Origin of the sequence: Ruminococcus sp. NK3A76 (assembly GCF_000686125.1) — a bacterium.
GTDB lineage: Bacteria > Bacillota > Clostridia > Oscillospirales > Ruminococcaceae > NK3A76.
This window is the reverse complement of the sequence record NZ_JMMA01000002.1, coordinates 758,417-781,007: the sequence shown is the minus strand read 5'-3', so window position 1 is coordinate 781,007 and position 22,591 is coordinate 758,417. Positions and strand designations below refer to the sequence as shown.

The following is a 22,591-nucleotide window of genomic DNA, read 5'->3' as shown; positions in this document are numbered from 1 at the left end:
AATATCCCTCAAAAATATTTATAAATCATGCACCCGTTTGCCGCACGGCAGAGTATTACTTACAGAGGGATAAAAAGCATCGATCTATAAAAGGAGAGTGTTATCATGCCAAATCCTGAAAATATAATTATAGACGAAACTGCACTCAAAAAAATAAACTCTCTTAACGAGACTATAAATACTTCAAAAAGGGTATTCTCAGATGTTGTTGATCGCTACGGCAGGAACGGCAAGCTCTCAAACGAGCTGATGGAAGATAATAAAAAGCAGTATGACGATGCAGCTGTTGAGCAGTACAATGCCATAACCCTCCCCGAAGTGGAGGGAATGGACGATGACATGATAGCCTTTGTTGCTATGGGCACTATCATGGACAAAAAATACATCGGCAAGATCCTTACAAGCTCGTCCACATCGGGCAAGGATCCGTATACATTCAACAAGACATACGTTGCAGACAACATAATAAAGAAGGATTCGAGGACGATGCCGTTCTCAGACGTTCTGCCAAAGGCAAGATATGAGACAAAGATGATCCTCGATGCATACAACAACGGCGACAAGGAAAGAGTAAAGAAAGCTATCGGCAATATTGCCGAATATATAAAGGACGACTTAGGCGGTCAGTCCTACAGCGACCTCAGCGGCGGCGGAATATATCTTAAGGGCTTTTACAAGACTATACTTAAGTTTATGGACGACCCTGACCTCGGCGTAAAAGATATGTTCTCGCCCAGAGATCTTGCGAGGATAAAGGGCAACGCAAAGAAGCTCGAAGCCTTTGAAAAGGCTAACAAGACCGCAAAGGATATGATCGAGAACTACGCCGAGCCGGGCAGCGCTGAGCGTGAAAAGCAGGTAATAGAATACCTCTCGAACATGACAGTAGCTAATGTCAACGCCCTTGATATAATCTCAAAGGAGGAGACATTCGCTGACCTTGCTTCGTCAGTAGATGACTTCGCAGGGCTTGACAGCGACATTATTTCTGACCCGGAGAACGTTTCGCAGTCAGGCACAGAGTATGTTGACAATCTGCTTAACCACCTGCAGGGGAAGGATTTCAAAAAAATGCCGCTCGATATTCAGCTGGCATACGGCAGAGTGGCCGCCAATTCAGAAGGCGAAGCAAGGACCAAATACAGAGACCACAATATAACACATTCAGAAGTTATACTTGCTGAGGATAACGGCGAGGAAAAGCTGCTTGAACACTACAAGGAGCAGATGAAGGATTCACCGCTCTACAAGCAGCTGTTAAACGCCAAAGACCCGGCATCAGTCGTGAAGGCTATAAACCAGACTGATCTCCGGTTCCGGGTAACCGGCGCTGAAACGCTCCCCCACTCCGAGATATACAGCGAAAAGACCGCAGAGCTCTCAGAAGGCAAGACAGCTGAATTCAACGCCATAAAGGATTCCTACCGAAAGGACGTAAGGCTGTTAAGCTCGGGCATAGTTTCCAAAAAGGAGCTTGCAGGCATAACAAAGGGGCTCAATACACAGCCCGGTTCAGCAAACATATTCCAGAGGAACCACAAGGATTCACAGAGCATAATAGACCTGCGTGAGAAGACTGAGGCATTCGAGAATTCGCTGCGTGGTGTCGGTGAGCCTGCAATGGCTGACCCGAATGTAAGAAAAGCTCTGCTTGAAGCATACAAGGCAAGTGTCAAGTATCAGAACGAGAAAATGACACAGGCCGGTGCTGATATGTACGACAACAAGTGGGAGCCGAGATTGCCTATGGGCAAGGAACGCTTCCGGGCAGCAAGAAGGATAGAGGAGCTTGCCAAGGAGTTTATTATGGACGACATAATGGCTCTTGAAAAGCAGGCTGAATATGACTTAAACAGCACATCAAAATACGTTGACAGAGCCAAGGAGGCCAAAAGAGTAAGCAGCCAGAAGTTCAGTGACAAGAGCTACGAAGGCAAGGCCTACAACGAGGCTGTCAACGACCTTAAGACTCAGCACGATGAAGGCAGCTTTGACCTTTCAGGCGCTATCGCAAAGGTAATGGCTGTCAAAATGGTAGCTGATATCTACAAGACACATAAAATGGTGCTCAACCACAAGACCGTTAAGGAATTCAACCAGATGGTAAAGCACACGGCAGCAGATCTTCAGAACCGTGATGATTTTAAGTATATGATTAAAAAGAATTCACGCAGGGATCTTTACAACGCAGCAATGGAGGACGGCGGCAAAAGGCTGCTTCCCAAGCTCGCATCTGCCAGAAAGGCTCTTGAGCCCAAGGCAAAGCCCATTACTACAGAACAGCCCAAGCCCCAGGCACAGCTCGGCGGCAAAAAGCTGTAAGACACATTTACGACAGGGATCTTTATTCCTGACTACGGAGGGTATACAAAAATGAATGAACAAAGGATAGAGGCAGCATTGAAGGGTCTTGGTGAGCAGACACCGAAGATTGAAGAAATGATAGTCGATAACATGGCCAAGACTGTCCGGCTTCTCGGAAAAGAACGGGCACGCCGTGCCGGAAAGACAGCCGAGCCTGTTAAAAAGACAAGACAGCAGCAGCGTGAGATCGCAAAGCCTGTCAAGAACAACAAGAAGGTGCTCTGACAGCCTGATAATACGATACACAAACGTCCGCAGGAAAAGCCCCTGCGGACGTTTTAGTATATACTGCGGCTCTTTACTATACCTGCTACGGTATGCTGTCTCACACTATCAGGATATGTGATACACTCCCCTGCTGCCATGCTCTATAATAACATCGGTGCAGCCGATACCTTAAGGCAACACCGCACAAAGATTGCGATGTTGCCTTAACTATTCAAACTTCTCTATTCGCTATTCACTGATCTCTGTTCACTGCTTCCGTTGTCAAAAAGACAGCAAAAGTCCCGGCACAGCTATTGCCGTACCGGGAAAACTCTATAGGAGAAAATCATGTATATAGCTTAGTTCATATCCAGCGCTCCTCTGTTGTTGTTGAGCTCGACCTGAGGCTGGTTCTGCTGTCTCTGCTGCTGTGCATCGACGTTTGCGTTTATCTCTCTGACCTTCTCACGGTTGGCGATGATCTTGTCCTTGACCATTGTCGGGTCTGCGAGAAAATCAGTTATCTGCTCACGGGTTATCTCACTGCCGTCGCCTAAAACTCTTGTAAACTCAGGCTTATCCATGAATTCTATGAGCTGGTGTTCAAGAAAACGCTTATCAGGCTGGTTTGCCTGGTTTACCTGCTGCTTGTCAAGGCCGCAAAGCATACTGTAGTAGGTAACAGTCGCCATTGCGCCAAGTGCTTTGCTCTTTTCATCAGCTGTTAGTTGCCGCTCGGCAGCATCGTTCATCAGATTGTACAGCTTACTGTAGCCCTTCATCGCATACTTGGCTGACAGCTTCATAAATGAGCCCTCTTCCTCGGCTGCGTGAGCCTGTCTGAGAGTCTTTATCTCGTTCTGGATATGGGAGTTGTTTATCTTGGTTATCTCGGCGTTGTCTGCATCGAGCTTTACAACTTCCTCAGCCTCTGCGGCTTCCTCAGCAATGATGAGCGACTCCTTGTATTCCGAAATCTCCTTCTCGATAGTTTTAACTATGCCAAGGCCTTCGTTTACGGCATTTATTCTTTTCTGCGACTTAAGGTCAACAGTCGAGCCCTTCTGTATCTGACCCTTATTGTTCTTGCGGGTGATATACTTGTTAAGGTCAGCCTTTGAGCTTGCGATCGCCTTGTCTGCCTTTTCAAGCATTGCTCTGCGCACGTTGTTGTCCATTTCAGGGTCAGCCTTTACGAGACTGAATATCTCGTATGCTTCCACGAGCTTGTCGTAGCTTCTTATGGCCTTGTCGTACTCTGAGCTTCCGCCCATGACGTTGTTCTTTGCAGCCTCACCGTGCTCCTTTGCCTTTATGAGCTTTTCGTTTACTGTGAGCTCCTTCTTCTTATGCGGCTTGAGCTCATCAAAGCCCTTCTTTACTCTTGCAGCTTCGAGCCTTTCTATCTTCTTGTCCTGCTCGGCCTTTATCTCATCAAGTGCGATAAACTCGCCAAGACCGTACTTCTTAGGATCCATAACAGGCTTTGCTATCTCTGCGAGGTTGTGAAGTCTCTTTGACATATTGAGTCTTTCCCTGCCAAAGTCGTTCTTCTTGTATATAGCGTCGTTCTTCTTCTGATAAGCCTCAGTTGCTGCTGTGAGCTCGTCAATAGCTGCATTTATCTCAGCCGGAACAAACTTAGGCATCTGCTCCTGGCCGTTTTCAAGCTGCATGGGCTTGCCGAGCTTGCTGACAGCTTCAAGAGCCTTGCGCATATTGTCATACTCTACAGAGTTTTCCTTGCCGTCTGTTCTCTGTATAGCATCAAGCTCTTCGAGCATGGCCTTTGCATTCTTTGCAAGGACATTTGTGTTGTCAATGTACTTGTCGCAGGCGTCCTTCTTGAACTCTGCGGCTTCCTTCTGCTCCTCGTAGTCTTCCTTTGTAGAGCAGGCCATGAACTCAGATATCTCCTCGGGCTGCTTTGAAAAAAGCTCTGCGCCCTGTACGTCGGGCTTGTATTCGGGGTTTATCTCAAAGCCGTTTTTATTCTCGATCTCAGTCTTTACGCCGAAGTATTCTTCCCTCTTGGCTGCGTGCTTTCTGAACTGCTCGTCGTTTACGAACTTCTTGTTCACGAACTCATCAGTCTTCGCCTGGAGGTATTCTATGAGCGGAATGTTTACATTCTCTTTGCGCCTGTTGTTGTTCTCGTCTACTTTTTCCATCTCGCCGATGAATTTGTAGTTTTCTAAATGCTTTCTGTAAAGCTCGGTCGCAGCGGCGCTTGACTTCATCTTCTTGACAAGCTCAGGGTTCTCTGCAACGAATATATTATTTGCGAGGTTGTTTATCTTCTCATCGTCCTCAGCAAGGAAAAACTCCGTGCCGGGCACCTCACCACGTCTTATCCTGTCCTTTATCTGATCGACCTTCTCGCCGGCCTGGAGCTTGAGCTTATCGCCGTACACGACTAAGCTGTTATGCAGCCGTGTTATCCTGTCGAGCGATTCAGGCTTAAGTGTGTCATTATCGCCCTTGCGTATCAGCCTGTCAAACACCTTGCCGATGCCCTGTATCTCAGTATCCTCCTGATTTGCAGGGTCTGCACCGCCGACTATGTAAGCATTTATCTTGGCTGCTACTTCATCAAAGCTCTGTGAATCAATTACTTCTTCAAGTACTTCCTGTGCGTTCTTCTTAGGCATAATGTATCCCTCCTGTTTGGTGTGCTTAAGTTTGCTTTCATGAGTAATACCCTGAAAAGCTCTGATCGGGTGCAGGATATACAATATTATTTCCGGATTTGGCAAAAAAAGAATATTTTATCAAAATAATCGGCAACTTATGCACCCAAATGATGATAATAAGGGTATATACTACAGAGGCAGTTTTAAATGCCGCAAAAAACAGCAAGAATTTATACAATTTCCAAAAACGGAGGGATAAGTCATGCCTGTAAAAGCTGAAAAAAAACGAACCATTGATATCGAAAAGAAGCAGATAGCCGAGGAGCTAAGAAAGATCCAGAAAAACAAGGAGAACGCCGAGATAAAGCCTCTCGCCCAGATGGTGAATGCGACGATAGACCTGTGTACTGCAAATTATCTTGATGAAGAAGAACGCAAGAGAAAAGAGCGTGAAAGGGCAAAGAACGCTATCGCCTACGAATACATAGTGATAGTCAAGCATCTCCAGGAGATGCAGGATCTTGCATCAAGATACGGCGGCCACCCCTATGCTGATTCTGTTAAAAAGATGACCAACAAGTTCCTGCCGGAAGTGCTTAAGGCTATGTCAGATCAGGAAAACAAGCTGGCCGAGCAGAAGGTCAGGGATATGAATATCGAAGAGGAAGACAATATGATAAAGGTCTACCAGAACGAGCTCAGCAAGGTAGACAAGGAGCTTATCGTCGAGGAGGGCGAAGCTGCCCGGAAGGACGAATCCTCGCAAGACCCCAATAAGACCGCAACATCTTCCCAGAAGCCCAGGAGCTTTGCTCAGAAGAAGGCAGATGTGGCTGACAGCATTGCGAATATCCTTGCAGTACAGCTCATATCCAACAACATCAAGAGCCTTGCAGTCGGCATGGAGGACATGGAAAACGAGGGTGTCGGAGAAGCTCTGACCGGTGATGAGATAAAGGCTCTGACAGAGAATATGCTGACAGATGAAAACGTCAAGTCCTGCGCCAATATGATAAAGGAAAGAGACGACTTCAATAAGATGATGATGGGTATCACCAGCGAACAAGAGCTTAATATCCTGAAAGCCAAAGCATTAGACGGCAGCGGAAAGCAGATAAAGGACGAGCTGTTCAAGGCAGGCCGGGAGCTTATCAAGGAAGACATGGCAGCAGAATACGCAAAGCAGCAGCTTATTGAAGCTCAGGTAAATAAGGAACTAGTTCCTGACGGCCCTGTGTTAAGACCAAGCATCGACTTTGACAGCTGATATTGATTTAGCCTATAGAATTATAACATAAAAGATAAGCACTGCACAGCGATAAAAAGCTATGCGGTGCTTATTCTTTGCCCTGTTCCCTGCTCTGTTTATCTGTACAAAAAATATCCCCTAAAGAACTTGTCTGCTCTTTAGGGGATATCGCCGTTTAGATTACTTTGTAGCTATCGACTTTGTTGTGAAGCCGCCGTTATACTGAACGCCGTTTACCTTGCGGTATGCCTTTACGGTGTAGTAGTATGTTGTGTTTCTGTTAAGGCCAGTCTGCTTGAATGTGGTCTTGTTTGTTGTTGTGAGCTTTATCCACTTGCCGTTCGGGCTTGTCTTGTAGTATACGATATAGCCCTTAGCGCCCTTTACCTTGTCCCATGTTATCTTGACTGTCTTCTTTGCAGATGTGAGCTTGAAGTTTACTGTGTCAGGCTTTGTGGAAACTGTTGCTGTGGGGTACTTTGCACTTGTGACTTCCTTGCTTGAGCCTGCAATGCCGAATGCCTTGATAGCATACTTATATGTAGTGCCGGATTTGAGTGCCCAGAAGAAGTGCTGTGTCACCTTGCCGCCCTCGATAACAGCTGCACGCTTGTATGTCTTTGCAGCGTCGTCATACTTATAGATTATGTAGCCATCTGCGCCTGTTACAGCGTTCCACCTGAGCTCTGTTGCGCTCTTGGAGTAAGCGAAAGCATTGAAGCCGGAAACGTTGGCGGGAATGATGCTGAAAGTGAACACCTTGCTGCCGGAATAGTCGCCCATGCCTTTGATCGTAACGGTGCCCTGGCCTACATAGATGTTCTTCTGATATTCGAGTGTATAGTCAGCGTCCTCCTGGAGCACATCTGAGCCGTTCTTGATGATAATAGCAGGCTTTATCTGCTTGCCTGTGCATACATACTTGTCCTTGGGGGTCGAGATATCCATTTCAGCGATGTTGATAAGGCCGTTGAATGCGTCCTGCTCGTCAGCATCTACTATCCAGCACTTGAAGCCGTTCTGCTTTGCATATGTCTCAGCAGCGCTGCCCTTGTAGCACTCGATAACGAAGCTGGTGTTCTTTACATAGCTTGAGCCCTTCTTGTAGTAGCCAAGCTGGCTCTCCTCGATAGCTTTAAGTGTGAGCTTGCTTTCCTTGGGGAAGGATATCCTCTTTAAATTTGTCAGGCCGAACAGAGAATAGCTGCCAAGCTCCTTTAAGTCAGCAGGAAGAGTAATGTATTCAATATTTGTGCGTCCTGCCACGATAGGTGTGCCGCTCAGGGTCAGAAGATTTTCCAGACCATCAGAAACAGTAAGCTCGTGCATACCGTTCGGGATTATGTAAGGGTGAGCGCCCTTATCTCCGTCATAGTAGGTATATATAACGCCAAATGCATCGGTATATGTGACGTTGTAGGAAGAAAAATCACGTATCTGCGGGCCGATGGTCAGAGCGGTCGCAGGTGTCTCATAGTTTAAGTATGACACCAGCTCACGGCTGAAATAGATCTTGTTGCTGCCTGCCACCTCAGAGGGTATAGTGATAGTTGTGTCACTGTCCTCTTTATACCTAAGAAGCTCTACGGTGCCGTCATTGTAGGTGCCGTAGTCAAAGCCGTAATAATTGCCCTGAGCAGCGCTTGCGGTTATCACGCTCTCACCAAACAATGCCCCCTGCGGCAGCGCAGCCGTACCGCCTAATACAAGTGCCATTGCGAGCACGCCTGAGATTATCCTTTTCATTTTAAATTCCTCCTTAAAATTACAATGGACTTTTCGTCCATATTATTAACTTTCACGAAAACGTTTTTGCGTTTTCCGTAAGTAATACCCTGCGAAGGATCATTTGGGTGCATAAAATGCAGCGATTTTTTACAAACTACCTTTTTCACAAAATTTACTCACTAAGAGCATAAATTTTGTTGCATACAACACATCGTATAAAAAGGCACATCTGCCGTGTAGTGACATATATGCCTTAGTATCATGCGCTCTCAAGCTCTGAGAGGGTTATCTTCTCAGCACGCAGCAGAGCTGTGTCGATATGGTCGCAGAAATTCTCCTCGCCGACTGTCTCGGTAAGGCCTGCCTTTCTCATAGCGCCCATAGGCTGCGGGTTGACGTGTGAGAACACGACTCTGACGTTCTGCTTCTTGCACTGAGAAACTACGTCGGCAAGCGCCGCCACGCCGGAAGCATCAATAGCCGGGACATTGCGCATTCTGATAACGAGCACGCCGGTGTCCTCCTCATCGAGCATATAGCCGAACTTCTGAGATGCCGCAAAGAACATCGGGCCGTTTATCTCGTAGACCTTTGTACGGCCGGGTATGCGCTTTAAGGTGATATTATCAGGGTCGCTCTCCTCATCATCGACATCGAGCCATGTGTGAGCCTCGGTAACGTCTGCCATACGCTTCATAAAGAGCAGCGATGCCATGACCATGCCGACACCTATTGCCGCAACGAGGTCGAACACGACAGTCAGCACGAGTGTTGTCAGCAGGACTGCGATATCGCTCTTGGGGGCTTTTTTAACGGTGTTGGTGATGTTTTTCCAGCCGCTCATATTGTATGCGACAATAAACAGTATAGCAGCGATAGTCGGCATAGGTATCATAGCTGCAAACTGCATGAGCAGCACAAGGATAAGCAGCACGACTACCGAATGAACTATGCCCGAAACAGGTGTGCGGCCGCCGTTCTTGACATTGGCAGCTGTTCTTGCGATAGCGCCTGTAGCAGGTATACCGCCGAAAAGCGCCGAGCCTATATTTGCAGCACCCTGAGCGAAAAGCTCCATATTCGAGCGGTGCTTTGAGCCTATCATACCGTCAGCGACAACGCAGGAAAGCAGCGACTCAACGGCTGCTAACAGTGCGATAGTAAATGCCGGGGAAATAAGCGCCTTTATCCTTGCAAAGCTGACAGCAGGAAATGCGAACTTCGGCGGTTCAGAGGATATGGTATAAAGGTCGCCTATAGTATTAACATTCATATCCGAGAGCTTGACTATTGCCGAGCATACGATAACTGCGATAAGTGATGCAGGTATCTTTTCGAGCTTCTTTGGCCAGAGGATAAGTATCGCCAGTGAGATAACGCCTATAAGCAGCGCATAGGGGTTGAATGTGTCAGCACATCTTACCACCTCTGTCACCTTATCGACTGTCTCGATAGGGGCGTTTTTAAATGTAAGACCCAGGAAATCCTTTATCTGGCCGATAACGATAGTCACGGCTATGCCAAAGGTAAAGCCTGCGGTGATAGTGCCGGGGATATATTTTATCAGCTTGCCGAAGCGGAAAACGCCCATAAGTATCATTATGATACCGGCCATGATAGTCGATATCACAAGGCCGTCCATACCCTCTGAGGCGACTATGCCGGCAACTATCGTTGCAAATGCCGCCGTAGGGCCTGCTATCTGAACACGGCTGCCGCCAAGGAATGCTACGATAAAGCCTGCTGCTATAGCAGTATAAAGACCCTGCTCGGGGTTAACGCCCGATGCGAGCGCAAGTGCTATCGAGAGCGGAAGTGCGATTATAGCGACGATAACGCCTGCTGTCAGGTCCTTTACAAACTGCTGCGGCGTATAGCCCTTGATGACTGAGAACAGCTTCGGCTTTAGTTTTTCTTCGGTAGGTTTTACACGGTGTACATTACTTGCAAACATTACCTGATTACTCCATTCCATCATATATTTTCAAACGACAAATACTATTATACTACTTTAATAAACTAAATTTTGCGAAAAACTATTACCAAATTATTACGAAAAATATTTCGTACAGTTGTATAATCAGGCAAGTTATTGTCAGCGTGCCGTAGGCATTATGCACAAATCTTATAGTGATATTTTGTAAGATGTTACTATACGAAGAAGATAAAAAATGCGGCGATGCGGCAAGGCTGAAATATCAGGCGTTTTGTCATACTGCCCAAATTCTCAGTATGAACAGTGTCGATAGTTAAGGATTTTTAGGGCAGTATGACTAAAACAATACATAAAAAAGCCATATACCGCCTCACCTTAACACAATCTTAACGCCGCCTGTGTATTCTTAACGGCACATTTATTTCTTGTATGCTATAATGATACTATCATTAAAATGACAGAGGTGTAATGTCTTGCTTAAGGCAACACAAACGAAAAAAACTGACCTCTTTCCAGGTCATAATACTCAGCTTCTTAGGAATGATACTGGTGGGGGGACTGCTGCTCATGCTGCCCTTCTCGTCAAGAGAGCGCTGCGTGACATCATTCTCGGATTCGCTGTTCACTGCCGTATCTGCCACCTGTGTGACATGGCTCGTAGTCAAGGACACGGCTACCTACTGGTCGCTGCGTGCAATCTCGCACGACCTGCGCACGCCGCTCACTTCCATCTCAGGCAATGCAAGCACGCTTATCACAGGCGGCAGCACACTTGAAGAGAGTGCAAGACAGCAGATATATGCCGACATATATTCCGAGTCGATGTGGCTGATAGGCATGGTAGAGAACCTGCTCTACGCCACACCGCATGATGAAGCTATAAAACCGAATATTTAAGCCGCAAACAGGTGCCGTACTTCTTATTCTGGAGTACGGCATCTTTTTTTGTAGACCTGCGCAGATACGCCGTTTGCGGGAGCGTGATTCTTGAAAAACGATATCAGATTTTCGATTTACAAATATTTTTTATTGTTTTTCGATAAAAAAGTATTGACAAACGAATTTTGATGTGTTATAATACATTCAGGCTGAGGGAGATAAACCTGATGCTTATTGTCGACAAGAATGCAATACCATACAAGGAGCGCCTTACGGCTCTGTACGGTGTTGCCTTAAAAATGGAGGATATCTTATGGTAAATGAATTGACTGGCTGGTCGCAAATGAAATCACTCAAACTTTCAAGGTTTCTTGTTTTAGGGCTTTTCTGCCTGCTGATAGTTATACTGTTCACAGCGCACATCATTGGTGACTGGTTCGCTGCAATATCAGTCGGCAAAGGACTGATACACAGCAATGTTTCTGTCGCAGTAACGGTGATGATATACATATGCGATGTATTTGCTATCATAGCCGTGATAGCCCTTAACAAGCTGCTTTCAAACATCTCAAAGGACGAGGTCTTTATCCCGCAGAACACTCTTTGTCTGCGTGCGATATCCTGGTGCTGTGTATTCGCAGGGCTGACCTTTGCATTCTTTTCACTCTGGAAGGGCGAGTTTTTGTTTGCATCGTTTTTTGCAATGTTTTTAGGGCTTGTGATGCGTGTGCTGAAAAACGTTTTTGAAAAGGCCGTAGAGCTCAAATCAGAAAACGACTTTACCATTTAAAGGAGGCAGACGTATGGCAATTATCGTGAACTTAGATGTTATGATGGCTAAACGCAAGATCTCCTCTAACGAGCTGGCAGAGAAAGTCGGTATAACCGCTGCAAACCTTTCGATACTAAAGACAGGCAAGGCCAAAGCAGTCAGGTTTTCGACACTCGACAAGATATGCGAGGTGCTTGAATGCCAGCCCGGAGATATTCTTGAACACGAATAAAAAGAAAAAGACAACAAAACGGAAAGACTTATACAAAACAGACAAAGATAGATAAAGGAGCTGTAAACAATGTTTGAAAATACTCCAGATAACGGGCAGCAGCCGAATAACGGGCAGAATACCCAGCCTGAAAATCAGGCAAACGCAAACGTGCAGCAGGGGCAGTACAGTAATCTCATTCCCGGATACAATTACGGGCAGGCGGTGTATGCCGCAGGCAATGCGCAGTATACCGCAAAGCCGCAGGAGCAGGTGGTGTTCTCACGCCCTGAAAAGATATTTGCTTTTGCATCTGCCGGGCTGTCATTTATGTTTGTACACTTTGTGCTGTGGAACACCTCGGGGTTTTTCACTACGATGTTTTACATGATGCTGTTTACGGCAATATCGGTGTTCCTGAAAAAGACAGGGCATACCTTCAAGGCATCGCACAAGGTATGGCTGGCTGTCATGATGATATTCTCTGCCGCATTTTCTGTAACGGCAAACGAGTTTATCAAGGGGCTCGATGTGGTGTTCCTGATTCTCGGCGGCGCTTATCTTGTATACTCTGTTACCACCGGGAATGAGATGTTCGGAAGGTTTGCGCCCTTTGAGTTTTTCAAATGCACCTTAGAAAACCCTTTCTCACACTTTGGCAAGGAATTCAATGCTTTAAACAGCTCGGTAAAGGCTACAAAGACAGGCACGAATTTCAAGGCGATATTCTTAGGGCTGATGTTTGCTGTTCCGCTGACAGTCGTTGTTGCAGTTTTACTGATGTCAGCCGACAAGGGTGTCGAGAATATGCTCGGGTCAATAGCAAAAATGGTGAATGTTAACAATGCATTCTCGCTGGCATGGAAAACAGCTGTCACTGTGCCTGTATCGGGATATCTTTTCGGTATGCTCTATTCACACACCCACCCCGAGAAAACACCAGCCCTGAGCGAAGATGCCTGCGAGACGAAGATCAGAAAAATACGTCTTGTGACAAACATTGCAGTCTACTCGGCGGTAACGCCTATCTGCCTGCTTTATGTGATGTTTTTTATATCTCAGGCGAATTACTTCCTCTCGGCATTCAATAACACGCTCCCCAAAAACTACAGCTATGCAGAATATGCACGCAGAGGCTTCTTTGAGCTGTTTGCGATAATGCTAATAAACGCAGGCGTGATATTCTTCATAAACTTCTTCGCCAAAAAGACCGGCGAGGAAAAGCCGCTGACGCTGAAAGTTTACTCAGTTGTGATATCAGTTTTCACGCTGCTGATATCCGCCACCGCAATAAGCAAGATGGTAATGTACATCAGCAACTACGGTCTTACACAGCTGCGTGTTTACACAACATGGTTCATGATTCTCACAGCTTTTATCTTCGTTTTCATCATCATAAGGCAGTTCAGAAGCAGCTTCCCTATCGTGAGGGCTGCTGCCGTGACGTTCACTCTGATGTTCACCGTGCTGTGCTTTTCACGCCCCGACGCTGTCATTGCAAGATACAATCTTGAAAACTGCCAGAACACCATAAACTTCCGTGACATAGTTGAGATGACCGACCTCTCGGCCGACGCTGCCGCTGTTATAACCGAGCCGCAGTACCGTGAGCTTATAAACCGGAAATACGACGACATAAACGCAGACAAAAAGAAGATATACTCCAATCACAAAACAGGCTGCGAATTCCTCGCAGACCGTGCCGAGACCAAGCTCGACCGCAGCGCATACAACAGCTTTAATCTTTCAGCTTTAAAGGTCAGGTCGAATATAGACTGACATAAAAATCACCGCCGTTTTAAAAGAAACAGCGGTGATTTTTGCTTTTTTGTCGTAAACTCAATATGTATTAAAAGAAACACGGGTCTGACATTCATTAAGCTCATATGATCAGTATTATTTGACCGTTATTTTCTTTACAGCGCTGTATCCGCTGTAATACTTAGTCTTGCCGACTGTCTTGTAGGTGCGTACCTTGACGTAATAGGTCTTGCCCTTGGTGAGCTTGCTTATCACCTTTGAAGTGCCCTTGACATTGACCGACTTGGTCGCAGCCTTTGTGAACTTGCTCGATGTCGAGTAGGTCACCTGATAGCCGGTCAGATGTTGTGAGAAATCGTGATCTTCTGTTCCGATCTCTTGATCACACTTATTACAATACACCTTATGCTGTTCAGGAGTATATTTGGAGTAGCTCTTCTCGCCGTCGTGCTTGCAGCTACCGCCGCTTGTTGTTATATCTTTGGGGTACTGGCTGACATCTTCAATAACGACCGTGAACTCATCAGACATAAGGCTGCCGCCCTCGGGGAGAACGTCGGCAGGAATGGTATTTGTGTTCATAACAGTCTCTATCTTGAAGGAGACCTGGTCACCGACCTTAAGGCCGTTGACCTCCTGCTGACCTGTGTAGGGGCTTTTTCAACAGTCTGTGTGGCGCTGCCATCAAGCAGGGGGATATTATATTTTAACACGCCCTTGCCGCTGCACATATCCAAGCCCTGACCCGGCGTCCATACCCAGGAAAAGGCATTTGCGCCTGCACCGTCAAGTGCATCGGGCTTTAACGGGCCCATAAGGGTCATACCGTTGCCTACAATGCCCTCTGCCTTTGTACCGTTTTTAAGCGTTGCCAGAAGATAGCCTTCAAGGAAATACACGGCATTAGTGTCGCCTATATCCTCCTCCGCCGAGAAATTGACGGTAACATGGAGATACTTCTTGCCGTTTAAGTCAGTTGTCGGCTTGCCGATAGATACACTCGTTATATGGGTTTTGTACCAGTCAGGGTTAAACGCCAGGGCATTGATCGGCAGCATGGTGAATACCATACACAGCATAGTTTTAAACGCTGTGAGCCTTTGCATCAGCTTGTGTTTTGTGGTTTTCTTAATTTTCATCTCCTTTAGTGTATTATACATATCAATCACTGCATACAGGCAGCAAAGAGTTAACGTGTACTATTCTCCTCTAAGCGCAGAAGATTTGGATAAGGCTGTCAGATTATTAACAGTCTACAAAATCCTTTAACATAGTGCTTTTAGTTTGTACAGTTTAATTATGCTGTGATTTTAACACAAATTAACATTTATGTCAAGTTATAATCTGAGTTTTCAGAGCCATTGAAGGTTATACTTGTTTGATATGGTTAAAATTATTGCATAAACGTACATTTGGCAGAAAAAGAGGATATAAAACAGCAATATACATCAAACAAAGCCCAGACAAAAAATAAGAGCGGAAACAACGTATTTGCGTCATTTTCGCCCGATAAATATGGCTCCCCCTGTTGGACTTGAACCAACGACAACTCGGTTAACAGCCGAGTGCTCTAAATGTAGCAATTAGTTGTACGTTCCAATAGGATTAAAAAACAGGGTGTATAATCCCTGTGTTTACCCATTATTAGTGTTTGTTATTATGTCCCAGTTATCACAAAACTGCCTGTAATTCATATCGAGCTCGATTTTTACATCGTATCCTCGGTAAAGCTCAATTCTAGTTATAAGCTGGGAAATTATCATTTTCTTGCGTTCAAGGGAACAAGTATCAAACTCGTCTGCCCAGCCCTTGAAAATGTCATACATAGGCTTGATACTCTCCATTGATCTCTTTTTGTTTGCCATTTCTGTCTGTATCGTTTCCTTATCAGCCTCGTACTGTCTTATAACATCACTCTGCTGACATATAAGCTTATTCAATAGTTCAGGAGAATACTGACTCGTTCCGAGCAGACTGTCGGCAACCTCATTTTCAAGAGTTGTCAGCTTTTTCTTTTCCTTTTCAAGGTCATGTTCGATCTTGGTGATCTTTGCCTTGCAGCCTCTCATGTCCTTTTCATAGTTTCTTTTCAGAACCGCTTCATCGGGAGACTCCTTGATGTGGCTGAACATCAGCTTCACAGTTTCAATCACAATATTATCAACCTTGTAAGCAACGTATGTCGTCTGACCATCACACTTGCAAAGCTTTCTGTTCTTATGGTAGCAAACATATCTCGGACGAGGGGCTTCCCTTTTTGTGCCGTCCTTGCATTTCCACGTTTCGCTGTGACCCATGCTTGTCAGCGCACCACCACAGCTTCCGCAGTACATTATCCCGGAAAGCAAAAGCTTTGTCTTGGTCATTCTTGCGACCTCGCACTTTTTATCGTACTTGACAGCTCTCTGTTCGAGTATCGACTGTACTCTCTCAAAGGTCATCTCGTCGATTATCTGAAGCTCCTTCAATTTAGGGGATACATTTTCGCCGGAGCCCATATATCCGCAGTATAACCTGTTTTTCAGCATTCTGATGATGTTATTGCTTTGGAATTTTGAGCCGTTATGCGTTTTCACACCCTGCTTATTAAGGTATTCAGCGCATCTGAAAGAGCCATAGCCCTCACGCAAAGTCTTTGAGAACACATCTCTCACCCACTCAGCTTCAACAGGCTCTATTGAAAGATCGTGAACGTCCTTGCCTCGCTTGTTCTTTCTTCCGGTATTTACAAGAGTATATCCGAAAGGCACCGGTCCGCCTGTATAGCTGCCCTCTGCTCTTAACTGCTGCATCCTTGTCTTGATTCGCATTGAGGTCTTTTCACTCTCGCCCGATGCCTGCCAGAATCTTATGTAATTCATCAGCTTGTCAACGTGACTCTCAAACCTCTGCTCACCTTCCTGAACGCTCCATACTCTTATGCCCTGCTTAACGAACCATTCAACTATAAAAGGTGTCTCGTCATCAATACGTCCGATCCTATCGAACATAAATACAAGAAGAATATCGAACTCCTTATTTAGTGCCGCAGCCTTCAAGTCCTGAATAGCATCTCTGTTATTCGCAGAAACCTTGAAGCCTGATACACCCTTTTCAAGAAATTCCTTGCCTATCGTCCAGCCCATTTTGTCAGCGAACTCATGACAGGCTTCTCTCTGCATAGGTATGTCGTCTTTAGTTTTATCGACCTGCTGCTTAGTTGACACTCTATATAATGTATAAGCTATATTCATTACGTTTTACCTCCGATTTCAGATTTGTATTCTTAATATCGGTAGATAAATCGTTGTTTCTTATCCAATATGGAGATATTCGATTGTCAAGATGCCTTTTATAATAGTATAGCACATCTCGACTGATTTGTCAACAATTTAAAGCGTGAAACCGATATACTCTTTAGCTAACTATTTATTGACTACTATTGTGCGGTGTGATATAATATACATATACTATATTAATATAAGGAGTTAAGCAATGTCCGCAAAAAAAGGATTTGAACTGCCCCGCAGCCTATACAAAGAATTCAAGAAAATGAGCCGAGAACAAATGCAGGCTGTTCTCACCGATATTTACAAACAAGGCGCTGAAAGCATTGAAACCGCCAGCGTTGACCTTGATGAGCTACGTAAGGAGATAGGCAGTATCAGCGGTATTGGAGAAAAGCGGCTTAATGAGATAATGACTGTTATTGAAAAGCTTATTAACTAAAAATTGTATCGTTTGATGAAAAGGAGTTAAATAATTTGATCAAAGCACAGAGCACCTCGGAAAGAACTGACAAATCTAAGAATATCAACGAGGATATGATATATGCAGCAATTTGCCTTATTAAGAAACTATATATAGATAATAGAATAAGCGAAACAGTATATATGAATTGTGTTAAAGATGGATTATCGATGTGCAAGCGTGATATTGGGTCTGAAGTTAATTAGCGTATCTATGGTGAGCTAGCTGTCGGATATGCCGATACCGACGACGGAATTGAGCTTAGGCTCTGAGAAATGTGGGATGCTGCGTGGCAACACCCCACATTTTTTTGCCTAAAAAGCCGAATCTTACCATACTCTCCATTTTACCCTATCAACTGAATCTATGTGATAATCTTAACCACCATCAGTTTTATGCTTTTTTTCATCAGCAGTATTGTCCAAAGGGCAGATATTACCATTTTCCCTTGCAGCGTTCATAACACGATGTTCAAAGCTATCACACAGCAGGTCGAGTATTTTATCCTTGATATCCGGGTTATACCCCTTGAAAGTGATAGTCACATTACAGCCGCAAACCTTTCGGTGTACCTCTTTCGGCTCCTTCAGACTATCCCCTCCCCCGCCGTCAATGCCTGCCTAAGCGACTTACCCGAACAAAGCATAGCAGTCTTGTTGCCCTCCAGATCGGTGACAACAGTAAACTTTCCGAAGCTGCCTATCTTGATCTCTTTGCCCTCGACAAGTACCTGCCGGATAGTGTCCATAACTGTATTTATGTAGCGGTATGCTGTCTGCTCGGAAATACCCTTGCGGGCAGCAAGCTCTCTTGTAAATTCCTGTGTATCCATTATGCCCTCTCCCCTCTTTTTACGATATCAACTATCGCCAGCATTACCTCGAAGTTTTTTACAAAATCCATTTCAGCACAGAGCTTTTCTACCATATCCTCTTCTGTTATTAAAAGCTGGTCGGCAAGCTCGTTTATGCTGACTCCGAAGCACAGCATCATCATAACGATCTTTTCATTAGCCATTCTTTTTGTTCCTTTCCTTTGTAAGTTCTTTTCTGATGAAGGTTATGTATCTCCTGCGCTTGCCGCCGATCCTCTTTTCCGGGCGGTATCTCATATCTTTGCGCATTACCCAACCGACCTTGATGAGGTTAGCCCTGAAAAGAGTATTCAGCACATTCTGAATATTTACTCCGGGCTTGCCCATCTTTGTCAGGTAATCATCACACATACCGATCATGACCGATGGTATTAGGTACACATACTCCTCGTCATAATAGCCGAGCAGCGTTTTTGTAGAGTCCGTCATATAGAATTCACTTGTCGGCAGCAGGTATGTATGCTTATCGGCAACAAAGGTCTTGACGAGATACATAAAAACCTCGGTATCCCTGTTATCAAACCTCATAGTCGTCACCCCTCTTGGCTGCTGCAAGCAGAGCTGCGGCAAAGAAGCCGACGGTACCGCCGACCATTGTACCTATAATAAACTGTATCATTATGTTTTCCTCCATATTTTATTTAGCGTGTTTAGGCGCTTTCCGGCTGACAGCATCAAGCTCGTCCAGCCGCTTTTTTATTCTTAATGGATAATCCCTGTCTATCTCATAGCATTGTCTTTGTTCGTACTCATTTCCATATAGCAGCTTATCAAGATAGTATTCTGTATAGCCCCTTTTGTTTATGCTTTCAAGATAACGGTCATTGACCTTATCTATCGGGCTTCGGGGGTTATATATTTTCTCCCAGTATTGCAACAGCTTCTTGTATTCAATCAGCGTATGCACCGATTCATCGAGCCACAGGAGAAAAGCCTCATCTTTTTGGGGCTTGAGTATTCTTGACTTGACGGGAATGGCGAGTTCACCGTTATCAAGACCAAGCCCCAGATCGTGACTAATCTTCTTTGCAGCTTCAATATTTGTAAGCCCATACAGCTTCTGAACAAAGTCAACGTGGTCTCCATGCTCACCACAGCCGAAGCAATGGTAATGATCTTCATAGACTTTAAAGGAAGGGTGCCTCTCGTTGTGGAACGGGCAGCAGGCGAAGCCGCCTCGGTCCACCTCCAGACCGTAATAGCGAACAAGGTCTTTAAGATCCACCCTATCTTTAATATCTTGAAAGATATTGCTTGTCATATCTCCTCCCAGCATTTTAAATTTGTTTGGCGATTTTGAAAGGCTGTCCCCCCTGACGTTTTTTGGTGATGTTTGGCGAACTTTCACCAAGGTAGGATTTGCGCTTTCACTATATAGGTCACTTCAAGCCAGTTTTTTAGTAGTAAAATTATATCTTTGTATATTTGTACAAATTTAGAAGTAGTTGGCTATTACCCGATTGTATGAAATGATAAAAATTGTAAGCTACTGCTAAAAAAGCGGTTAAAAGTGACCTATTATTCAGAGGGCATAGTCATTTATGGACTTAAACAAAGCTTTGACATTTTTAAGCCTCAGCCCATACGGGCTGAAAATTGTGCGAATGGCAGTAATCGTCATTCGCTAAAAACATTCTACCAGCAAGTATAGAAAGTGGTGCGTACTCTCCCACTTTCTTCCAAATTGTCGGTGTAACCCCTCCGATTTGGCGGTTAAGGGAACCCTTCACCCTTAACACAAGCCCTCTGTCGAGGGAAATCATTTTAAAAAGCTAATAAACAGGAAGGAGAAATAAACATGAGAAAGTACAAGCAAGTAAAAGAGAAGAAGATCACATTTGATATGAAACAATGGGCGGAGGTCGAGAGAAGGGCTGATGCCTGCAACAAGACTACAACGTCATTTATTCGTGATAAGGCTGTAAGCTCGGAGGTCAGGGTTTTAGACTTAAAGGGGCTTGCCCCTCTGATAAACGGTATGAGGACAATTTCCAATAACATAAACCAGATAGCCCGCAAAGCAAATGAAACGAACAACCTTTATGCCGGGGACGTTGAAAAGCTGAGAAAGGAAGTGGAGTGCTTATCCCATACGTTAAGTCAGTTTGTATCCACACTACAGTGGAAAAAAGTTTAAGGTACATACTCAATCCCGACAAGACCGATGGTTTGGTGCTCACAGCCTCGGTCAACTGCATAACCAACGCCCGTGACGCATATTTGGAGATGAAAACAGTTTATGATCATTTTGCGAGAGATAGCTTTGACAGTCCTCCGCCATTAATTGGAAAAGGTACTGTCAAAGCGATTCACTATGTTATGAGTTTTGCAGATGATGAGAATGTCACGCCTGAACTTGCCCATAAGATTGCAAAGGCTTTTGTTAGAAAAAACTTTGGTGATGATGTTCAGGCGGTCATTGCAACACACGTTGACGCTTCACACATCCACAATCATGTGATAATAAATTCTTATTCGCTGTCGGGGCAGAAGTATTATTCCAACCGCAGTTCTTTACGCCAAGCAAGGGAAACCACCAATGGAGTATGCCGAGCCTTTGGAGTTACTCCCGCACTCAATTTTGAAAACAAGGGGCGGTCTGTTAGCTACTATGAATGGGAACAAAACAAGAAAGGCTCCTCGTGGAAGGAGCAGATTAGGCAGGAGATCGACAAACTGATACCCTCGTTCAATTCACTTGATGATCTGTTGCAGGCGCTTGAAGAGCGTGGGTATGAGGTCAAGCGTGGCAAGTATATTTCTATCAAAGCCCCCGGGCAGCAGCGATTTGTCAGAACTAAAACTCTCGGTGAGGAATACACCGAAGATAGTCTTAACACTCGAATTATTTATCGTGAAATGGGTGCCGGAACTACGCCCGTGATTGACAACAAATCACAGCTAAGGGCTGACTATGCTGCGATACTCTCTGATGTCCGAATACTTGCCATCCAGCGGAAGAAAGTGCCTCGCAAACGAATTATCACAGCAGAATACTCCGTAGATAATGATCTTGATCTTTACAGGCTGTCTGCACAGCTATCTGTGATAAACAAGGATAATATACGTTCTATCGGTGACTTGGAGGGCAGGATTGCAAAGCTGAAAAATGAATATGAAAATCTACGGCAGGAGATAAACGAGCATATTGAGGAATACAACCGAATGGTGAGCCTGCTTGAACAGGCACAGCTTTTTAAGGAGTTGTCTAATAAGGGCAAGCTATCTGATGCAGAACAGCTTCAACTCGCTGTTTGCAGGCAGGCTTTGGAGCAGAATGATATTCACTCCCCTGCTGATGCAGACAGCCTGCGTGAAAAGACTCGTCATTTAGGCATAAAAATATCAGCCCTTAAGGAAAACCTTGAAGGCTGTAGGAATAGGTATGATGTTTACTCGGATATTTCAAAAACTTATGGGGAAATATCCAAAGATGACTATATCTCTGATTTGGTTGAGGAGGAGAAGCAGTGGAGAAAGCAGGTTGCGAAGAAGGATAAACGAAAAATATAAAATCTTCCGCAGGGGTTAGCAATTTCCGGTGGTTTGTGATAAAATGTATACAATAACTTCAGAGCATAATGAGACTCTACTTATGTCGTTTCTGACACTTTCTCAGATACCTGATATAACCTGAAAGAATAAGCAGCAATCAATTATTCTCAAAACACCTTACAGCGTTCCCTCATACAAGGTATTGTCTCCGACCTTGATCATTTGAACGCCAAATTCCTTTTTCTTGTTAAAGTTAAAGCTCAACATATATCCAACATCAAGCCCAAAAAAGTCGAGATAACCCTTGAGCTGTTGCTCGCCTTTTTCATTGTAGCGCTCACCATGCCAGATTTTGAGCTCAATCACATATCTTTTGCCAAGATAGTGTATAACAATATCCATACGTCTGTGGTCACGAGTCTGCTCCTCAATACTGTAAGACCCGACTCCGTTTATTATCGGAGAAAGGTATGTCAGAAAACGCTCCCTTCCTTCTGATTCAGCAAATTTCTCAGTATATTCATCATGAATAATCTTCTGTGAATCGATAAAATGCTTCATTATCTTAGGAATATTCACTGGTATAATGCCTGAAAAAAATAAATGGTTCATCATAGAACCAATCATTCAGCCCGTATGGGCTGAGGCTGCATAAATAACTGACCGCTGCGTATGCAGCCGAAACAATAAGTGTCTCTACTATTACCTAGGATTTCCCATGAAAAGTTAAGGCAGTTTCAGGGCGCTGAGCAA

At 44.8% G+C, this 22,591-nt stretch carries 21 protein-coding genes and 1 pseudogene; 10 read left to right on the top strand and 12 right to left on the bottom strand.

From position 1 onward, the window contains the following. Positions 1-105: 105 nt before the first annotated feature. Both CD05_RS0103660 and CD05_RS0103655 read left to right on the top strand, forming a co-directional pair. Positions 106-2,322 carry a hypothetical protein gene (locus CD05_RS0103660; RefSeq protein ID WP_028509347.1) on the top strand — a complete coding sequence of 739 codons (2,217 nt, stop codon included), beginning with the start codon at positions 106-108 and terminating at the stop codon, positions 2,320-2,322. Positions 2,323-2,373: 51 nt separating this feature from the next. Then, positions 2,374-2,589, top strand: a complete 216-nt coding sequence (locus CD05_RS0103655; RefSeq protein ID WP_028509346.1) for a hypothetical protein — start codon at positions 2,374-2,376, stop codon at positions 2,587-2,589. Positions 2,590-2,930: 341 nt separating this feature from the next. Here CD05_RS0103655 and CD05_RS0103650 read toward each other — a convergent pair whose 3' ends face one another. Next, on the bottom strand, positions 2,931-5,222 hold the full coding sequence (locus CD05_RS0103650) for a hypothetical protein (RefSeq protein WP_028509345.1): 2,292 nt from the start codon (positions 5,220-5,222) through the stop codon (positions 2,931-2,933). A gap of 244 nt (positions 5,223-5,466) precedes the next feature. On the opposite strand from CD05_RS0103650, the gene CD05_RS0103645 reads away from it, so the two are divergent. Continuing rightward, complete coding sequence (locus CD05_RS0103645) at positions 5,467-6,471, top strand: hypothetical protein (protein ID WP_028509344.1); 1,005 nt, start codon at positions 5,467-5,469, stop codon at positions 6,469-6,471. Positions 6,472-6,633: 162 nt separating this feature from the next. Here the strand turns inward: CD05_RS0103645 and CD05_RS0103640 are convergent, their stop codons facing one another. Together CD05_RS0103640 and CD05_RS0103635 are read right to left on the bottom strand one after the other, a co-directional pair. Next, positions 6,634-8,199, bottom strand: a complete 1,566-nt coding sequence (locus CD05_RS0103640) for a hypothetical protein (RefSeq protein WP_028509343.1) — start codon at positions 8,197-8,199, stop codon at positions 6,634-6,636. Between the two features lie 241 nt (positions 8,200-8,440). Further along, positions 8,441-10,135 carry a SulP family inorganic anion transporter gene (locus CD05_RS0103635; protein ID WP_051588805.1) on the bottom strand — a complete coding sequence of 565 codons (1,695 nt, stop codon included), beginning with the start codon at positions 10,133-10,135 and terminating at the stop codon, positions 8,441-8,443. Positions 10,136-10,585: 450 nt separating this feature from the next. Between CD05_RS0103635 and CD05_RS21035 the strand changes: the two are divergent. From CD05_RS21035 to CD05_RS17345, 4 genes and pseudogenes are all read left to right on the top strand, one after another. After that, a pseudogene (locus CD05_RS21035) lies at positions 10,586-10,972 on the top strand (histidine kinase dimerization/phospho-acceptor domain-containing protein); the annotation flags it as partial. A 337-nt stretch (positions 10,973-11,309) separates the two neighbouring features. Then, positions 11,310-11,786: a DUF2975 domain-containing protein gene (locus tag CD05_RS0103620; RefSeq protein WP_028509340.1), complete on the top strand. Its 477-nt coding sequence runs from the start codon at positions 11,310-11,312 to the stop codon at positions 11,784-11,786. Positions 11,787-11,799: 13 nt separating this feature from the next. After that, positions 11,800-12,000 (top strand): helix-turn-helix transcriptional regulator, encoded by a 201-nt coding sequence (locus CD05_RS0103615; RefSeq protein WP_028509339.1) that lies wholly within the window; start codon positions 11,800-11,802, stop codon positions 11,998-12,000. 69 nt (positions 12,001-12,069) lie between these two features. Then, positions 12,070-13,758: a DUF4173 domain-containing protein gene (locus CD05_RS17345; protein ID WP_051588804.1), complete on the top strand. Its 1,689-nt coding sequence runs from the start codon at positions 12,070-12,072 to the stop codon at positions 13,756-13,758. A 117-nt stretch (positions 13,759-13,875) separates the two neighbouring features. Here CD05_RS17345 and CD05_RS0103605 read toward each other — a convergent pair whose 3' ends face one another. The 3 genes from CD05_RS0103605 to CD05_RS17340 all read right to left on the bottom strand — a co-directional run bounded on the left by CD05_RS0103605 (position 13,876) and on the right by CD05_RS17340 (position 16,973). Beyond that, positions 13,876-14,322, bottom strand: a complete 447-nt coding sequence (locus tag CD05_RS0103605) for a hypothetical protein (protein WP_028509338.1) — start codon at positions 14,320-14,322, stop codon at positions 13,876-13,878. An 8-nt stretch (positions 14,323-14,330) separates the two neighbouring features. Then, entirely contained in the window at positions 14,331-14,900 is a 570-nt protein-coding gene (locus CD05_RS0103600; RefSeq protein ID WP_156947283.1) for a hypothetical protein, read from the bottom strand. Between the two features lie 474 nt (positions 14,901-15,374). Further along, positions 15,375-16,973: a recombinase family protein gene (locus CD05_RS17340; protein ID WP_037322783.1), complete on the bottom strand. Its 1,599-nt coding sequence runs from the start codon at positions 16,971-16,973 to the stop codon at positions 15,375-15,377. A gap of 241 nt (positions 16,974-17,214) precedes the next feature. Between CD05_RS17340 and CD05_RS0103590 the strand changes: the two genes are divergently transcribed. Beyond that, a complete protein-coding gene (locus CD05_RS0103590; protein WP_028509336.1) occupies positions 17,215-17,448 on the top strand; it encodes a hypothetical protein in 234 nt (77 codons plus the stop codon). 607 nt (positions 17,449-18,055) lie between these two features. Here CD05_RS0103590 and CD05_RS0103575 read toward each other — a convergent pair. From CD05_RS0103575 to CD05_RS17335, 5 genes are read right to left on the bottom strand one after another with little or no spacing between them, the layout of a single operon-like run. Next, the gene (locus CD05_RS0103575) at positions 18,056-18,301 is read right to left on the bottom strand and encodes an HU family DNA-binding protein (protein WP_028509334.1); all 246 of its coding nucleotides are present in this window, start codon (positions 18,299-18,301) and stop codon (positions 18,056-18,058) included. Next, positions 18,301-18,486, bottom strand: coding sequence for a hypothetical protein (locus tag CD05_RS0103570; RefSeq protein ID WP_028509333.1), 186 nt, complete (start codon positions 18,484-18,486; stop codon positions 18,301-18,303). The genes CD05_RS0103575 and CD05_RS0103570 overlap by 1 nt, the downstream gene beginning before the upstream one ends. Further along, positions 18,479-18,871 (bottom strand): hypothetical protein, encoded by a 393-nt coding sequence (locus CD05_RS0103565; protein WP_028509332.1) that lies wholly within the window; start codon positions 18,869-18,871, stop codon positions 18,479-18,481. The genes CD05_RS0103570 and CD05_RS0103565 overlap by 8 nt, the downstream gene beginning before the upstream one ends. After that, the gene (locus CD05_RS20515) at positions 18,861-18,962 is read right to left on the bottom strand and encodes a DUF3789 domain-containing protein (RefSeq protein WP_156947281.1); all 102 of its coding nucleotides are present in this window, start codon (positions 18,960-18,962) and stop codon (positions 18,861-18,863) included. The genes CD05_RS0103565 and CD05_RS20515 overlap by 11 nt, the downstream gene beginning before the upstream one ends. 18 nt (positions 18,963-18,980) lie before the next feature. Continuing rightward, positions 18,981-19,604 carry a CHC2 zinc finger domain-containing protein gene (locus CD05_RS17335; protein WP_084262248.1) on the bottom strand — a complete coding sequence of 208 codons (624 nt, stop codon included), beginning with the start codon at positions 19,602-19,604 and terminating at the stop codon, positions 18,981-18,983. A gap of 537 nt (positions 19,605-20,141) precedes the next feature. Here CD05_RS17335 and mobC point away from each other — a divergent pair. Then, entirely contained in the window at positions 20,142-20,480 is a 339-nt protein-coding gene (gene mobC / locus CD05_RS0103550) for a plasmid mobilization relaxosome protein MobC (RefSeq protein ID WP_037322780.1), read from the top strand. Further along, the gene (locus tag CD05_RS0103545; protein WP_028509330.1) at positions 20,465-21,856 is read left to right on the top strand and encodes a relaxase/mobilization nuclease domain-containing protein; all 1,392 of its coding nucleotides are present in this window, start codon (positions 20,465-20,467) and stop codon (positions 21,854-21,856) included. The genes mobC and CD05_RS0103545 overlap by 16 nt, the downstream gene beginning before the upstream one ends. 159 nt (positions 21,857-22,015) lie before the next feature. Here CD05_RS0103545 and CD05_RS0103540 read toward each other — a convergent pair whose 3' ends face one another. Next, positions 22,016-22,417, bottom strand: a complete 402-nt coding sequence (locus CD05_RS0103540; RefSeq protein ID WP_028509329.1) for a GxxExxY protein — start codon at positions 22,415-22,417, stop codon at positions 22,016-22,018. Between the last annotated feature and the right edge of the window lie 174 nt (positions 22,418-22,591).

Bases quoted from the DNA above. Each gene is read 5' to 3' on its own strand.
- mobC (WP_037322780.1), top strand. From the start codon at position 20,142: ATGAGAAAGTACAAGCAAGTAAAAGAGAAGAAGATCACATTTGATATG.
- CD05_RS0103635 (WP_051588805.1), bottom strand. From the start codon at position 10,135: ATGTTTGCAAGTAATGTACACCGTGTAAAACCTACCGAAGAAAAACTA.
- CD05_RS0103620 (WP_028509340.1), top strand. From the start codon at position 11,310: ATGGTAAATGAATTGACTGGCTGGTCGCAAATGAAATCACTCAAACTT.
- CD05_RS0103615 (WP_028509339.1), top strand. From the start codon at position 11,800: ATGGCAATTATCGTGAACTTAGATGTTATGATGGCTAAACGCAAGATC.
- CD05_RS0103565 (WP_028509332.1), bottom strand. From the start codon at position 18,871: ATGAGGTTTGATAACAGGGATACCGAGGTTTTTATGTATCTCGTCAAG.
- CD05_RS0103600 (WP_156947283.1), bottom strand. From the start codon at position 14,900: ATGTATAATACACTAAAGGAGATGAAAATTAAGAAAACCACAAAACAC.
- CD05_RS0103570 (WP_028509333.1), bottom strand. From the start codon at position 18,486: ATGGCTAATGAAAAGATCGTTATGATGATGCTGTGCTTCGGAGTCAGC.
- CD05_RS0103650 (WP_028509345.1), bottom strand. From the start codon at position 5,222: ATGCCTAAGAAGAACGCACAGGAAGTACTTGAAGAAGTAATTGATTCA.
- CD05_RS0103660 (WP_028509347.1), top strand. From the start codon at position 106: ATGCCAAATCCTGAAAATATAATTATAGACGAAACTGCACTCAAAAAA.
- CD05_RS20515 (WP_156947281.1), bottom strand. From the start codon at position 18,962: ATGATACAGTTTATTATAGGTACAATGGTCGGCGGTACCGTCGGCTTC.
- CD05_RS0103645 (WP_028509344.1), top strand. From the start codon at position 5,467: ATGCCTGTAAAAGCTGAAAAAAAACGAACCATTGATATCGAAAAGAAG.
- CD05_RS17345 (WP_051588804.1), top strand. From the start codon at position 12,070: ATGTTTGAAAATACTCCAGATAACGGGCAGCAGCCGAATAACGGGCAG.
- CD05_RS0103590 (WP_028509336.1), top strand. From the start codon at position 17,215: ATGTCCGCAAAAAAAGGATTTGAACTGCCCCGCAGCCTATACAAAGAA.
- CD05_RS0103605 (WP_028509338.1), bottom strand. From the start codon at position 14,322: ATGAACACAAATACCATTCCTGCCGACGTTCTCCCCGAGGGCGGCAGC.
- CD05_RS17340 (WP_037322783.1), bottom strand. From the start codon at position 16,973: ATGAATATAGCTTATACATTATATAGAGTGTCAACTAAGCAGCAGGTC.
- CD05_RS17335 (WP_084262248.1), bottom strand. From the start codon at position 19,604: ATGACAAGCAATATCTTTCAAGATATTAAAGATAGGGTGGATCTTAAA.
- CD05_RS0103655 (WP_028509346.1), top strand. From the start codon at position 2,374: ATGAATGAACAAAGGATAGAGGCAGCATTGAAGGGTCTTGGTGAGCAG.
- CD05_RS0103640 (WP_028509343.1), bottom strand. From the start codon at position 8,199: ATGAAAAGGATAATCTCAGGCGTGCTCGCAATGGCACTTGTATTAGGC.
- CD05_RS0103575 (WP_028509334.1), bottom strand. From the start codon at position 18,301: ATGGATACACAGGAATTTACAAGAGAGCTTGCTGCCCGCAAGGGTATT.